This is a genomic window from Haloparvum alkalitolerans (assembly GCF_055381565.1).
In genome coordinates this window covers 2,180,832-2,193,916 of the sequence record NZ_AP043938.1, presented here as the reverse complement: position 1 = coordinate 2,193,916, position 13,085 = coordinate 2,180,832, and the positions used below count along the sequence as shown (strand labels likewise).

Genomic DNA, 13,085 nt, shown 5'->3' with positions numbered 1-13,085 from the left:
GTTCGGTCGGTCGCATCCTAAAGATGGCGGTCGTGGGCGGTCCGCGCGCAGACGCGCCGTCGGTCGATCGGCGGAGCGGACCCCGGCCCGTCTACAGTTCGTAGGACTCGTCGCCGTCGAGGACGACGGCCTCGGCGGCGCCGGCCGTCGCCTTCACCTCGCGCACGAAGTCGTCGGTGTCGATCTCGATCGGCGGGAAGGAGTCGTAGTGCATCGGGAAGACCACGTCCGCGCCGACCCAGTCCGCGGCGATCGCGGCCTGTGCCGGCCCCATGGTGAAGTGGTCGCCGACCGGGAGCGCGGCCGCGTCGGGTTCGAGGAACAGCCCGATCACGTCCTTCATCTCGGACATCAGCGCCGTGTCGCCGGCGTGGTAGAACGCGGTCGCGTCGGCGTCGGACTCCTGTGTCGGCTTCTTGTCCGAGACCACGAAGCCGGCGGGCATCCCCGCGGAGGTGCCGTAGCCGGTCTCGATGCCGTTGGAGTGGTCCGCGCGCACCATCGTCACCCACGCGTCGCCGCACGCGACGGTGCCGCCGAGGTTCATCCCCATGCCGCCGACCGCGTTCTCGTGACCCATGTTGTCCTCGAGATAGCCCGCGAGCTCCGGAGTCGCGACGACGGTCGCGCCCTCGTAGCGGTCGGCGTCGCCGATGTGGTCGGCGTGGCCGTGGGTCAACAGGAGATAGTCGGGGTCCAGTTCCTCGGGCGAGACGTCCGTCTTCGGGTTGTCGAAGAACGGGTCGATCAGCAGGTCGGTGTCGCCGACGGTGACGTGCCACGTGGAGTGGCCGTGCCAGGTGAGTTCCATGGTTCGGTCGGAACGTGTCGCGGAGAGGTAATAAATGTCGTCGCCGGCGAGGTTCCGACCGGGGCGCGCTCCGACCCACGTGCCGTTTGGTTCCGATCACCACACCCCACGAACGGTTAAGTGGCGACGCGGGAACGCTGTGGTGAATGAAGACCGATCCCCGTTTCCGCTGACCGGGCCCTCGACGGGACCGCCGCGTGCGCCGCCCCCCGGGACGCCGGGGTGTCGCGGCGCCGCGTCGGCGCGGCCGCGGTCGGCACCGACGACGCGCCCGGGAGCGGAACTCCGCCGTCGCGGCGACGGTGTGGCTCCCCTCCCGGTCGCGGTGGGACAGCGTTCCGAGTCGGTCGACCGACCCGCCGTGGCGGCCCCCGTCGCGCCGCCGCGTCGCGTCGGCCGACCCCTCCGCGGGCCGACGCGAGCGCCCGAGACGAATGTCGAACACGAACGACGCATCTGCGGACCGACGAGACGGATCGACGCGAACGGAAACGGCGGACGGGTCCCGGGCCATCGTCGTGGCCCGCGACGCGGACGCGGTCCCCGACACGACCGAGATACGGGCGCTGACCGAGGCGGTCGGCTACTCCGTGGTCGACGCGGTGACACAGCGCCGCCGCGAGGACCCCACCTACGCGGTCGGGCGTGGGAAGGCCGAGGAGTTGATGCGGCGCGCCGCCGAGACGGACGCCGACGCGGTGGTGTACGACGGCGAGTTGACGCCCGGACAGACCGCCGCGCTGACCGACCTGCTCCCCGCGGGGGTGTCCGTGCTGGACCGGACCCGGGTCGTGCTCGACCGCTTCGCGGACGGGGCCGACTCGCGGGCCGCGACGCTTCAGGTCGATTTGGCCCGCCTCCGCTACTGGAAGCCCCGGCTTCGTGAACTGATCGCCCGCGACTACGCGGACGACCTGCGGTTCCACAACGAGGACGATCGGCGCGTGCTCGACGTGGAGCGACGCATCGAGGCGACCGAGCGCGCGCTCGACGCGGTGACGGAGACCCGACGCGAGCGCCGTCGCGAACGGCGCGAGGCGGGGTTCGACCTCGTCGCGCTCGCGGGCTACACCAACGCCGGCAAGTCGACGCTCCTCCGCCGGCTGGCGGACGACCTCGACGACCCTGACGGGGTCCCGGCGACCGGCGGAACCGCGGCAGCCGGAGCGACGCCGGCGACCGGGGGCGACGGTCACGCGGACGTCGCGACGGCCGCGACCGTCGCGGACCGCCTCTTCGAGACGCTGGAGACGACGACGCGTCGCGCGACGGTCGGCGGGCGGCGACTGCTGGTGACCGACACCGTCGGGTTCGTCGACGCGCTCCCGCACGAGGCGGTTCGGTCGTTCCGGGCGACGATAGCGGCGACGCGCGAGGCCGACGCCGTCCTGCTGGCGGTCGACGCGACCGACGCGCCGGACCGCCTGCGCGAGAAGGTCGCCGTCTCGCTCCGCGCGGTCGAGGAGACTTCGGGACCGGTGCTCCCGGTCCTGACGAAGGTCGACGCGCTGGCGGGGCCGGAGTCGATCGACGCCCGCCTCGCGGCGGTCGACGAGGCGGCGGCCGCGCTGTCGGGCGCGGGGGTGCCCGCCGCGGACCGCCTCCTGGACCCGGTGCCGGTCAGTGCGCTCGACGGGACGGGGATCGACCGGTTGCGCGAGCGGACCGTGGCCGCGCTCCCGACGGCCGAGACCACGCTCGACCTCCCGAACGACGGGGCGACACAGCGCCTGCTGGCGTGGGCACACGACCACGGGGACGTCCGCGACGTCTCGTACGAGGCCGACGCCGTGCGGGTCCGGTTCGCCGGCCGTCCCGACGTCGTCGCGGAGGCCGACCGACGGGCCGCGGCGCTCGGCGAGTAGCCGACCGGTTCGGGCAGTCTTAAGGGCGCCCACGGCCGACGAGGACGTATGCAACCACGGGACCTCTCAGCGAACTCCCCGTACGTCCCCGGCCGCGGCGTCGAGGAGGTCGCCCGCGAGTTGGGACTCGACCCCGAGGACCTGATCAAGCTTTCCTCGAACGAGAACCCCCACGGCGCTAGCCCCGACGCCGTCGCCGCGATCCGCGAGCACGCCGACGGAATCAGCGTCTACCCGAAGGCCTCGCACACGGACCTGACGAGCCGCCTCGCCGAGAAGTGGGGCGTGACCGACGAGCAGGTGTGGCTCTCGCCGGGCGCGGACGGCTCCATCGACTACCTCTCGCGGGCGATGCTGGAGCCCGACGACGACATCCTCGTCCCGACGCCGGGCTTCGCCTACTACGGCATGTCCGCGCGCTACCACCACGGCGACGCCAACGAGTACGAACTCGAGAAGGCCGACGACTTCGTCCAGACCGCCGAGACGGTGCTGGAGCAGTACGCCGGCGAGCGCATCGTCTACGTCACCTCGCCGCACAACCCCTCCGGCTCCACGATGGACCTCGACGACGTGGTCGCGCTCGCGGACGCCACGGCCGACAGCACCCTCGTCGTCGTCGACGAGGCGTACGGCGAGTTCGACGAGAGCGAGAGCGCCGTCTCGCTGATCCGGGAGGGCGGAGGCGACGCCACGCGCGACGACGCGCGGGACGATATCGCGGTCCTCAGGACCTTCTCGAAGGCGTACGGGCTCGCCGGGCTCCGGGTTGGCTACGCGGTCGTCCCGGAGGCGTGGGCCGACGCCTACGCCCGCGTGAACACGCCCTTCGCCGCGAGCGAGTTGGCCTGTCGGGCCGCGCTGGCCGCGCTCGACGACGACGACCACGTCGAGAAGTCGGTCGAGAGCGCCCGGTGGGCGCGCGCGTACATCCGCGAGGAGCTCGACGCGCCGACGTACCCCTCGGCGGGCAACTTCGTGCTCGCGGAGGTCGGCAACGCCGAGGCGGTCTGCGAGGCCGCCCAGCACGAGGGCGTCATCGTCCGGGACTGTAGCTCGTTCGGGCTGCCCGCCTGCATCCGGATCTCGACCGGCACGCGGGAGGAGACCGAGCGGGCCGTCGCGACCCTCAACGACGTGCTCGCCGACCTCGAACAGGGTGTCCACGCCTGATGCGGCTGGCAGTCACCGGCACGCCCGGGACGGGCAAGACGACCGCGACGGAGCTGCTGGCGGACCGATGGGAGGACGCCCCCGAGGTGATCCACCTCAACGAGCGGATCAAGGGCGACGACGACCTCTGGACCGAGCGCGACGACGACCGCGGCGGCTCGCGCGTCGTCGACCTCGAGGCCGTCCGTGAGGAACTGGGCGACTGGGAGGGGATCCTGGAGTCGCACCTCGCGCACCACTTCGACGCCGACGCGGTCGTCGTCCTCCGGTGCGCTCCGGCCGTCATCGAGGAACGCCTCCGGGAGCGCGGCGAGTCCGCCGAGTCGGCCGCGGAGAACGCCGAGTCGGAGGCGCTCGACGTGGTGCTCGCGGAGGCCGTCGAGCGGTTCGGGCGCGAGAACGTCTACGAGATCGACACCACGGACCGGAGTCCGGCGGAGGTGGCCGACGCCATTCGCGCGGTGCTGGAGGGCGACCGCGAACCGAGCGCCGGGACGGTCGACTTCACGGGGTACATATAACCGTGAACCGGGAGAGTGACCGCGTATGACGCTCGATCAGTATCGGTCCGTAGCGGAACGCCTCCTCGGCCCGTGGGTCGCCGCGGCCGACCGGCTCGGGCTGACCCCGAACCAGGTCAGCGTGATCGCCTTCGCGGCGGCCGTCGCCGCCGGTGGCGCGTTCTACGTCGGCACCGCGGCGGCGTACGCCGCGGGCGCGGCGCTGGTGTTTCTAAACGGCTGGCTCGACCTCGTCGACGGCGCGCTCGCGCGCGAGCAGGCGGTCGCCTCGGAAGGGGGCGACCTGCTCGACCACGTGCTCGACCGCTACGCCGACATCGCGATCATCGCCGGGTTCGCCGCGGGGATCGGGCGGTACGACCTCGGGCTGCTCGCGGTGACGGGCGTCCTGATGACCTCCTACCTCGGCACGCAGATCCAGGCGGTCGGGCTCGGCCGCGAGTACGGCGGCCTCCTCGGCCGCGCCGACCGGCTCGCGCTGATGGGGTTCGTCGGGTTCGCGGCCGCGGTCGTCCCGCGGGAACTGGTCGCGGGACTCGGCGTCGTCGGGCTCCTCCTCGTCCTCTTCGCGGTCGTCGGCCACCTCACCGCGCTCCAGCGGTTCCTGGGCGCGTGGCGGGACCTCTGATCTGGGGACTGACCGACGACCCGGGAGGCCGACCGCGCCGACCGGCGCCCGCGGCCCGAAGTTGATAAACGATGGCGGCGAAACGACCCGACAATGAGCGTGACCCACGCCGACCAGCGCGTCGCGGTGCTGGCGGACTCACAGAACCTCTATCACTCCGCGCAGAGCAAGTACTCTCGGAACGTCGACTACGCCGGCCTGCTGGAGCGGGCGGTCGGCGACCGGTCGCTCGTGCGCGCCATCGCGTACGTCATCCGCGCCGACTCGCCGGAGGAGGAGAGCTTCTTCGAGGCGCTGCGGGACATCGGCTTCGAGACGAAGATCAAGGACATCAAGACGTTCCCCGACGGGACGAAGAAGGCCGACTGGGACCTCGGGATGAGCCTCGACGCCGTCTCGCTGGCGAGCCACGTCGACACGGTGGTCCTCTGTACCGGCGACGGCGACTTCGCGCGGCTCTGCACCCACCTCAGACACGAGGGCGTCCGCGTCGAGGCTGTCGGGCTCGGCTCGTCGACCGCCGAAGAGCTGATCGACGCGGCCGACTCCTTCCACGACATGGAGGACGAGGAGGACGCGTTCCTGCTTTAACCTCGGCCGTTCCAGACCTCTCCATGAGCTCTCGTCAGCGCGGCCCGGACCCGGTCGACGACCGCCTCGTCGTGCTCGCGCTGCCCGCCGTTCTCGGCATGGCGCTCGGGCTCGCGGTCGGCGGCCAACTGGACAGCCTCGCGGCCGGAATCGCCCTCGGGATCGCCCTCGCGGCCGGGTTCGGCTGGCTGCGGCTGTGGCTGGCGAACCTCCCACAGTAGTCCCCGTCGGCGGACCTCCCGCGGTCACCCCGACCGGCGGTTCCTCCCGCGACGCCCACGGTCCGGAACCGCTTTGAGCGCGCCGCCGCGAGTGCGCCCATGAGCGACGCGGAGGATCTCGCGGATCTGCGGGTGACCGCCGACTACCAGTTCGGCGCCGGCGCGGGCGCGGCGCTGTTCCCGCCGAGCGACGAGCACACCGTTCGGCGGTCCAGCGGCGGCCGCCCGCGGCAGGTGCTGGCCGGCGACGTGACCGAGACACCCGGTAGCGCGGAGGGCGACCGGCTCGTGACGTACGGCACCGACGGCCGTTTCCGGCTCGGGATCGCGGGCGGCGCGCGCCTCCACGAGGCGCTCGATCCGCCCGCGTACCGCGTCACCGTCGGCGACGAGAGCGAACCGTTCGTCCGCGACGGGAGCAACGTCTTCGCGAAGTTCGTCACCGCGGTCGACGACGCAGTCCGACCCGGAGACGAGCTGCTGGTCGTCCACGAGGACGGCCGCCTGCTCGCGGTCGGGCGCGCGGAGCTCTCCGCCGCGGAGATGCGCGCGTTCGACACCGGGATGGCCGTGAAGGTTCGTGACGGCGTCGAGGACCTGTAACTCGACCGCGAACCACGCAGGCTGGCCGAGCGACGGAGACGCCTCGACCTACAGGAACCGCGCCAGCCCGACCGCCTCGATCAGCGGGATGCCGGCCGCGATCGAGCCGACCAGGAAACCGGCGATGGCGCCGCCGTTCAGCAGGGGGAGTCCGGCGTGTGCCCGGCCCTTCATGACCCAGCTCATCAGCACGAGCAGGCCGGCGACGGTGCCGACCATCGCGCCGAGCGCGGGCAGGTTCAGCCCGATCAGGGGCACGTCGAGCGCGCCCGCCTCGGGGAGGAACGTCGCCGCGCTGGCGACCAGCACCGCGGGGATGACCGCGTCCCCGAGTCCGATGAAGAACGCGTCGCGGTCCTCGATGTCGGGTGCCTCGGCCTCCGTCTCCGCGGGCTCAGCAGCCTCCGCGGGCTCAGCAGCATCCGTGGCCTCCTCAGCATCCGCGGCTCTATCAGCCTCCGCGGACCCTTCCTCGCGGTCGGCCAGCAGCGAGTAGGACAGCGACAGCGGAATAACGAGCACCACCGGGATGTTGAGGTCCATCACGCCCTCGGCGAGCGAGAGCATGTGCTCGGTGCCGTAGACGGAGATCGCGTCGTAGACGGCCAGGAGGGTCAGCAAGACGAGCGCCGGGAGGACGCCGAAGGAGATGCCGAACAGCCCCGCGGCGCCGGCCCCCATCAACACCCCGGCGGTGTCGATGACGTACCACTCCGGATGGACGAGCAGCGCGACGCCGACCGCGAGCGCGGGGACTGCGGCGAGGACCGGCGAGAACAGCGCGGAGAAGACGTACCACGAGAGCCACGCGGAGGTCCCGACGATGACGAGCCGGACGGCCCAGTCGAACTCGTACTTGAACGCCGCGAGCATCAGCGCCGTCATCACGAGGATGGCGGCGATGTAGAGCACGCTGTTTGTGGGGTCCTGCGGGTTCTCGACGGGTTGGTAGCCGCTCTCGACGAACTCCGGCACGAGCGCGAGCGCGCCAAGCTGGACGAGGACGAAAAGCGCCACGGCGAAGCCGACGCCGCGATACGCGCGGGGGATCATCTACCGCCCGTTCGACGCGGGGGCGTTTTGCAGTTGTGCTTGCGGCCGACCTCCGGGCGAGGGCCGGCCGCCCCGTCACTCCCCGGCCGCGAACGACCGGTCGAGCGTCGGCGCCCCGCGGATGGCGATGGCGACCGCCGCGAGGCCGAACGCCGCGATCCCCGCCGCGCCGACCGGGCTCGCGACGAACTCCGCGATCCGGGCGTTCTCCGCGACCGCGTAGACGAGCACGAGCCCCGCGGAGCCGTTGAACACCCCGTGGAGCAGCGCGGCCGCGAGCGCCGACTCCGCGCGAACGACGAGGAACGTGTACGCCGGCGAGAAGGCGACGCAGGCCAGCGTCATGACGGCGACCCCCACCGTCGGGAACGAGGGGTAGTTGTAGCCCGCCGCGACCACCGGCGCGTGCCAGACGCCCCACAGCGCGCCGACGCCGAGCGACGCGCGCCAGAACCCGAGCGGCGCGAGCTCCCACAACAGGTAGCCCCGCCAGCCGAACTCCTCGCCGAACGCGAACACGGCGTTGACGGTCGCGCCGAGCGCCAGCGCCAGCCCGAGCGCCGCCGCGACGCCGAGCGCCCCGGCCGGAAGCCCGACGCCGGGGAGGGGGTCGCCGTCCAAGCCGAACGCGACGCCGGGAACGGCGACCGCCACCGCCAGCGTCACGCCGACGAGCCCGAGGGCGACAAACGGCGCCGCGAGCAGCCACCGCGGTCGGCCGATGCGGAGTCCGACCTCCCGGACCCCGACATCGTGACGCAGACAGACGACCAGTCCCGCGACGAGCGGCGAGAACATGTAGACCGGCGCGAGCGCGACGGTGGAGACGCCGAGCGCACGGGCGGCCGCGACGAGGAGCACCGCGGCCGCGATCAGAGCCCCGACGAACAGTCCGAGCCGGTCGCGGTCGATGTCAGACATCGTCGCTCCGCCGGACTTCTCGTCCGATGTCCGGGTCGTTCGGTACTCGTTCGGCGCTCGTCACCGCTCCTCCGCCGACTGCGGTCGCTCGCTCGGGGACCATGACTGCCGGAGGATACGCCGGGGGGCGCAAAACCGTTACGCCGGCGTGTGAGGATCCCTCGCGGCCTCACCGCGCGTACAGCTGCTGGCCCACCAGCGACGCCAACTCGACGCCGTCGTTCGGCGTCACCGCAACGTAGGGGCGCTCCACCGGGCCGAACACGTCCACGACGCGACCGACCGTCGAGAGCGACTCGTCGACGACCACGTCGCCGATGTCGGCCGCCTCCCCCGCACCGTCCGCGTCCGCGCGCGCGATCGCGAGCCCCTGCGCGATTCGGACCACGTTGCCGACGCGCTTCACGCTTCGTCGCGCAGGATGTTGACGTACGCGGCGACCGCCTGCACGAGGTCGTTCTTGGCCGTGTCCTCCGTCCCCTGAACGAGCACGCGTCCCCGCGGCTCGAACTCCCGTGAGTACGCCTTGTCGCGTTCGATCACCGCGTCGTACCCCACCTGCTGGACCGCCTTCGCGATCTCGTCGACGGCCGGCTCCTCGACCGCCTGATCCGCCGGCACGCGCCGCCCCTCCGACCGCGTCAGCGCCGCGTCGATGTAGGCGGGATAGATGACGTTCTCGACCATACCGGGAGAGCGAGCGCGCGGGGTAAGATCCTTTCGACCGACCTTTTTCTGCGTCGGGTTCGCGCGGCGCAAGCGCCGCGCTCACCGCTCCTTGAAAAATGTCGATCAAAAAGGGGCCGCGGTCGGCGCTGCGGGCGCTTCGCGCCCTCGCGCCGCCGCGGTACCACAACCTCGACAGAAACAGCACCGCACCGCCACCGCATCAGCACCGCACCGCCACCGCATCAGCACCGCGCCGCGGCTCCGACGGTAATCGTCTCTGGGCTACCGCCGAGAAAAATCGCGACTGCAGCCGCGTCAGCGCCCTTCGGTCTCGGCTTCGACCATGCCCGAGAACCTAGTGTTCGGGAACAGCGCGTTCACGTCCGGGTCCGCGTCGAGAAGCCGATACTGGCTCCCGTCCCGATCCACGACGCCCGCGTCCTCGAGATGGTCGAGATGCGCGTGCGCCTCGCCCGGCCCGTGCAGGATGTGGATCCGGTCGAGGTCGCCGAACAGGTGCGCGGAGACGGTCCACGTGTCGCAGGGCCCGTGCTCGTCCAACACGTCGATGACGCGCTCCGTGCGCTCGCGGTGGTGCTCGAGGATGACCGCCGCGCGGCGACTCGGCTCCGTGATCGCGTCACGATGTCCCGGATGCGCGCGCGTCCAGTCCCGCTCGACCACGCGAACCAGGCTCTCGGCGTACTTCTGCAGGGGCTGCGCGACGCGCGTGTCCGCGCCGCCGACGTTCGGCGTGTAACGCGGCAGGATCGCGTCGCCGACGAACGCCTGCTCGCCCCCGCGGTCCCCGAGCAGGGACTCGTCGGGACCCACGTCGGCGCCGCCCCCGTCCGCGACCGAGTCCGCGTCGAACGCGAACGCCGTCAGCCCGGCCGCGTGGCCGGGGAGGTGAACCGCCTCCAGTTCCGTCCCGTTCACGTCGAACCGGTCGCCGTCCACGATGGGCGTCACGTCCGCGTCGGCTCCCCGGAGGTCGTCCATCGACCCGCCGATGAACGACTGGAGCGCCTCGCGGGCGTCCGCGGGCATCCCCCACAGGTCGAAGACGCGCTCCTGTGCGTCCCGGTCCTGGAGGAAGGACGGCTCCGCACCCGAGACCAGGGGCGCGTCCGCTTCGTGGACGAACACCTCGCAGTCGCTCTCGGCCTGCACGTCGCCCGCGAGGCCGGCGTGGTCCGGGTGCCAGTGCGTGAGGTACACCTCGTCCACGTCCGCGAGCGCGAGCCCCGCGGTCGCGAGCCCCTCCTCCAGCTCCGCCCGCACCTCGGGGAGCGCGACGCCCGTGTCCACGAGCGCCGTCGTCTCGCCGTCGAACAGGTAGACGTTGTTCAGCCCCTCGAAGACGGTGTTCCCGAGCCTGATTCGCTTCACTCGTGTACGTGGGTCGCGCGCCTTTTTGAGCGTTGCCACTTTCGACACTACGGAGACCGAGTCGCGTCTGCCGGTGTTCACCCGGAGTTCCGCGCCTCCGTTTTTGTGGCGACTCCGCCGATCGTGCCAGCACCACCCCGAAAACTCCACCCACCGCCCCGCATCGCGGCCGCATCAGCACCCCACCGCGACCGCATCAGCACCTCACCGCGACCGCATCAGCACCCCTACCGCGACCACTTCAGCACCCCACCGCGACCGCATCAGCACCTCACCGCGACCGCATCAGCACCTCATCGCGACCGCATCAGCACCTCACCGCGACCGCAGCGGACGGGGTCGGTTCGCAGCGCACAGTTCTGCATTCGGTCGGTCGGATGCCGACGCTGGGTCGTTCCACTGGGGACCGGCGCCGCCGCTGAAAGGCGCGATAAACGGAGAAATCGGATGGTCGAGTCGGTCGGGAGCGGCGCGGCGCTACTCCTCGACGGCGACTTCGTCCTCGTCCACGTCGACGGAGGCCTCCTCCTCGGCGGCGACCTCCTCCGGGCGCGCTTCGAGGGTCAGCTTCTGGACCTCGACGCGGCGCAGCGGGTAGATGGTCTTCGCCTCGCCGTAGATGGCGGAGGAGAGCCGGCCCTCGACGATGGAGTCGACGAACTCGGCGAAGGTGCGCTCCTCGGCGGCCGCCTCCACCTGGTCGATCATGACCCGGCGGATGGCCTTCTCCTGAGAGCGGTCGGCCTTCTTCGTCGTGAACGCCACCGGCTGCACGCGGATGCGGTGGTCGTCCGTCGTCAGCACCGTGATCGACGCCTCGACCTTCGAGGCGCCGCGGCGCACGAGCGAGCGCAGGTAATCGCGCGTCAGCTCGTACTTGATGAACTCGGTGTAGGCCGCGTCCGAGCCCACGTCGGTGATCTTGAACGTCAGCTTCGTGTTGTTGGCGCCGGAGTCGCCCGTCAGGTCGCCCAGCGTCGTGGTGATCGTGCGCCCGAGCACCATGTCGGGCTCCTCGGCGACGGTCTCCCCGATCTCCTCCCGGTCGAACTGCTCGGGGGCGATCACGGAGTACCAGCGCTTGCCTCGCTTCTGCTTGGATACGGATCGTTCGCTCATGTGTCGTGTGTGTTGTCGTTGGATGTGGCGGACTCGCCCGCGTGGGCGCGTCCGCGCTCGATGACGCGGTCCGCCACCGTCAGGTTCACCACGTAGTCGTCGACCGTGGACAGCAGTCCGCCGGTCGTCTCCCGCCCGACCTCGCAGACGATCGCGTCGCCGTCGACGCGCGCGTCCATCGAGGCCGTGTCGTCGGGGCCGAGCGCGGCCGCGACGAGGTCGGCGTCGGCGTGAGTGGTCCGCAGGGTCGCCGTCCGGGTGACGGCGCCGTCCGCGGACGCGCCCTCGCCGACCGCCGCCTCGCTCGCGTCCTCGCTCATAGCGCCCCCCTGACCGCCGCCGCGACCTCGGTCGCGTCCCCGTCGAACCGGGCGGCGCCGCGGGTCGGCGTCCCCCAGCCCGTCCCGCCGAAGTCGGCGGCGACGGTCCGGAGGGCCTCGCCGAGGCCGACCGGCTCCGTCGCCGCGGCCGCGAGCGCGCCCGCCTCCGCGGAGAGCGCGAGCGCGATCGGCTCCGGCGACAGGTAGTCCCGCGCGAGGCGGGCGACCGTCGGGAGCGTCGCGGCCGACGCGTCCGTCCGGACGACGGTCGCGCCGTCGTACCGGCCGGTCGTCGCGCCCGCCAGCGCGCGGTGGGCCGCCAGCCCGTGGGTGCGCCACGCGTCGAGCGCGGCGGTACGGAGGCCGTCGCTCGGCTCGTCGGCGAGCGCGAGCGCGATCCCCGTCCCGGGCGCCGCGCGCGACAGCGCGTCGAGCACGTCGGCGTAGCCGCCGACCGTGGCGAACGGCGCGTCGTCGCCGTCCGTGGCGTACGGGCGGAGTGCACGCTCGACCGCGGTCGCGGCCCGTCGGCTCGCGTCCGGCGCGGTCGCGGCGTCGACGGCGACCAGCGACGCTAGCCGCCGGTGGGCGTCGGCGTCGAGGTCGGACGGGAGCGACAGCTCCGCGAGCGCCGCCCGCGCCGACTCCGGCTCGCCCGAGTAGGGGAGCCGGAGCAGCGTGGACGCCGAGAGCCCGTCCGCCAGGTCGGCGGTCGGGACCGCGACGCCGGGGCGCCGCTCGACGCGACCGGTCCGCTCGGCGGCCGCCAGCGCGTCGCCGGAGCCGTCCGTGCCGGGGACCGATCCCGCGGCGACGACGCCGGCGAGCGCCAGCACCGGGTCGGGGTCGGCGCCCAGCTCGCGGGCGACCGCGAAGGCGGTCGTGCTGGCCGGGCGCCCCTCGCCGGCGACGGCGTGCGGTCCCGCGTCGGCGCCGACCGTCACCGACACGTCCTCCTCGGACGGGGTCGGGTCGGGGTCGGCCGCCACCCGCGCCTGGAACGGAGTGCTCCGGGCGCGGAGCGCGCGGGCGAGCAGCGCCGCCGCTGCCAGCGAGTCGCCGTCGTCGCGGGCGACGAGCCGAACGAACGGCGCGTCGCGCAGGACGCCGGCGAGCGCGTCGGGGGCGGCGTCGGCGGATGCGGTTTCTGTCACGGTCGGGTGTGGATCGGGCGTGGGTCGGATGTGGGTCAGTTGAC

At 72.5% G+C, this 13,085-nt stretch carries 16 protein-coding genes; 7 read left to right on the top strand and 9 right to left on the bottom strand.

What is annotated here, in order from left to right; all coding sequences use genetic code 11:
- Positions 1-91 precede the first annotated feature (91 nt).
- The gene (locus tag ACZ432_RS13205; RefSeq protein ID WP_426961968.1) at positions 92-811 is read right to left on the bottom strand and encodes a metal-dependent hydrolase; all 720 of its coding nucleotides are present in this window, start codon (positions 809-811) and stop codon (positions 92-94) included.
- 434 nt (positions 812-1,245) lie between these two features.
- Here ACZ432_RS13205 and hflX point away from each other — a divergent pair, with 434 nt between their 5' ends.
- The 7 genes from hflX to ACZ432_RS13170 all read left to right on the top strand — a co-directional run bounded on the left by hflX (position 1,246) and on the right by ACZ432_RS13170 (position 6,413).
- Positions 1,246-2,676, top strand: coding sequence for a GTPase HflX (gene hflX, locus ACZ432_RS13200; RefSeq protein WP_426961969.1), 1,431 nt, complete (start codon positions 1,246-1,248; stop codon positions 2,674-2,676).
- Between the two features lie 48 nt (positions 2,677-2,724).
- Positions 2,725-3,849: a histidinol-phosphate transaminase gene (gene hisC, locus ACZ432_RS13195; protein ID WP_426961970.1), complete on the top strand. Its 1,125-nt coding sequence runs from the start codon at positions 2,725-2,727 to the stop codon at positions 3,847-3,849.
- Positions 3,849-4,370: an adenylate kinase family protein gene (locus ACZ432_RS13190; RefSeq protein WP_426961971.1), complete on the top strand. Its 522-nt coding sequence runs from the start codon at positions 3,849-3,851 to the stop codon at positions 4,368-4,370. The genes hisC and ACZ432_RS13190 overlap by 1 nt, the downstream gene beginning before the upstream one ends.
- Positions 4,371-4,395: 25 nt before the next feature.
- Complete coding sequence (locus ACZ432_RS13185; RefSeq protein WP_426961972.1) at positions 4,396-4,998, top strand: CDP-alcohol phosphatidyltransferase family protein; 603 nt, start codon at positions 4,396-4,398, stop codon at positions 4,996-4,998.
- 93 nt (positions 4,999-5,091) lie between these two features.
- Complete coding sequence (locus tag ACZ432_RS13180) at positions 5,092-5,589, top strand: LabA-like NYN domain-containing protein (protein WP_426961973.1); 498 nt, start codon at positions 5,092-5,094, stop codon at positions 5,587-5,589.
- 23 nt (positions 5,590-5,612) lie between these two features.
- Positions 5,613-5,810, top strand: coding sequence for a hypothetical protein (locus tag ACZ432_RS13175; RefSeq protein WP_426961974.1), 198 nt, complete (start codon positions 5,613-5,615; stop codon positions 5,808-5,810).
- A 99-nt stretch (positions 5,811-5,909) separates the two neighbouring features.
- The gene (locus ACZ432_RS13170; RefSeq protein ID WP_426961975.1) at positions 5,910-6,413 is read left to right on the top strand and encodes a PUA domain-containing protein; all 504 of its coding nucleotides are present in this window, start codon (positions 5,910-5,912) and stop codon (positions 6,411-6,413) included.
- Between the two features lie 48 nt (positions 6,414-6,461).
- Here ACZ432_RS13170 and ACZ432_RS13165 read toward each other — a convergent pair whose 3' ends face one another.
- From ACZ432_RS13165 to ACZ432_RS13130, 8 genes are all read right to left on the bottom strand, one after another.
- Entirely contained in the window at positions 6,462-7,466 is a 1,005-nt protein-coding gene (locus ACZ432_RS13165; RefSeq protein ID WP_426961976.1) for a presenilin family intramembrane aspartyl protease PSH, read from the bottom strand.
- Between the two features lie 75 nt (positions 7,467-7,541).
- The gene (locus tag ACZ432_RS13160) at positions 7,542-8,387 is read right to left on the bottom strand and encodes a CPBP family glutamic-type intramembrane protease (RefSeq protein WP_426961977.1); all 846 of its coding nucleotides are present in this window, start codon (positions 8,385-8,387) and stop codon (positions 7,542-7,544) included.
- Between the two features lie 169 nt (positions 8,388-8,556).
- On the bottom strand, positions 8,557-8,793 hold the full coding sequence (locus tag ACZ432_RS13155; RefSeq protein WP_426961978.1) for an H/ACA ribonucleoprotein complex subunit GAR1: 237 nt from the start codon (positions 8,791-8,793) through the stop codon (positions 8,557-8,559).
- Positions 8,790-9,074, bottom strand: a complete 285-nt coding sequence (gene srp19 / locus ACZ432_RS13150; protein WP_426961979.1) for a signal recognition particle subunit SRP19 — start codon at positions 9,072-9,074, stop codon at positions 8,790-8,792. Before srp19 ends, ACZ432_RS13155 begins: the two co-directional genes overlap by 4 nt.
- Positions 9,075-9,371: 297 nt before the next feature.
- Positions 9,372-10,448, bottom strand: a complete 1,077-nt coding sequence (locus ACZ432_RS13145) for an MBL fold metallo-hydrolase (protein WP_426961980.1) — start codon at positions 10,446-10,448, stop codon at positions 9,372-9,374.
- A 477-nt stretch (positions 10,449-10,925) separates the two neighbouring features.
- Positions 10,926-11,567 (bottom strand): 30S ribosomal protein S3ae, encoded by a 642-nt coding sequence (locus ACZ432_RS13140; protein ID WP_426961981.1) that lies wholly within the window; start codon positions 11,565-11,567, stop codon positions 10,926-10,928.
- Positions 11,564-11,887, bottom strand: coding sequence for a KEOPS complex subunit Pcc1 (locus ACZ432_RS13135; protein WP_426961982.1), 324 nt, complete (start codon positions 11,885-11,887; stop codon positions 11,564-11,566). Before ACZ432_RS13135 ends, ACZ432_RS13140 begins: the two co-directional genes overlap by 4 nt.
- Entirely contained in the window at positions 11,884-13,041 is a 1,158-nt protein-coding gene (locus ACZ432_RS13130; protein WP_426961983.1) for an exonuclease RecJ, read from the bottom strand. The genes ACZ432_RS13135 and ACZ432_RS13130 overlap by 4 nt, the downstream gene beginning before the upstream one ends.
- Positions 13,042-13,085: the final 44 nt, after the last annotated feature.

Coding starts and splice junctions, on each gene's coding strand:
- ACZ432_RS13205 (WP_426961968.1), bottom strand. CDS start 811: ATGGAACTCACCTGGCACGGCCACTCCACGTGGCACGTCACCGTCGGC.
- hflX (WP_426961969.1), top strand. CDS start 1,246: ATGTCGAACACGAACGACGCATCTGCGGACCGACGAGACGGATCGACG.
- hisC (WP_426961970.1), top strand. CDS start 2,725: ATGCAACCACGGGACCTCTCAGCGAACTCCCCGTACGTCCCCGGCCGC.
- ACZ432_RS13190 (WP_426961971.1), top strand. CDS start 3,849: ATGCGGCTGGCAGTCACCGGCACGCCCGGGACGGGCAAGACGACCGCG.
- ACZ432_RS13185 (WP_426961972.1), top strand. CDS start 4,396: ATGACGCTCGATCAGTATCGGTCCGTAGCGGAACGCCTCCTCGGCCCG.
- ACZ432_RS13180 (WP_426961973.1), top strand. CDS start 5,092: ATGAGCGTGACCCACGCCGACCAGCGCGTCGCGGTGCTGGCGGACTCA.
- ACZ432_RS13175 (WP_426961974.1), top strand. CDS start 5,613: ATGAGCTCTCGTCAGCGCGGCCCGGACCCGGTCGACGACCGCCTCGTC.
- ACZ432_RS13170 (WP_426961975.1), top strand. CDS start 5,910: ATGAGCGACGCGGAGGATCTCGCGGATCTGCGGGTGACCGCCGACTAC.
- ACZ432_RS13165 (WP_426961976.1), bottom strand. CDS start 7,466: ATGATCCCCCGCGCGTATCGCGGCGTCGGCTTCGCCGTGGCGCTTTTC.
- ACZ432_RS13160 (WP_426961977.1), bottom strand. CDS start 8,387: ATGTCTGACATCGACCGCGACCGGCTCGGACTGTTCGTCGGGGCTCTG.
- srp19 (WP_426961979.1), bottom strand. CDS start 9,074: ATGGTCGAGAACGTCATCTATCCCGCCTACATCGACGCGGCGCTGACG.
- ACZ432_RS13140 (WP_426961981.1), bottom strand. CDS start 11,567: ATGAGCGAACGATCCGTATCCAAGCAGAAGCGAGGCAAGCGCTGGTAC.
- ACZ432_RS13135 (WP_426961982.1), bottom strand. CDS start 11,887: ATGAGCGAGGACGCGAGCGAGGCGGCGGTCGGCGAGGGCGCGTCCGCG.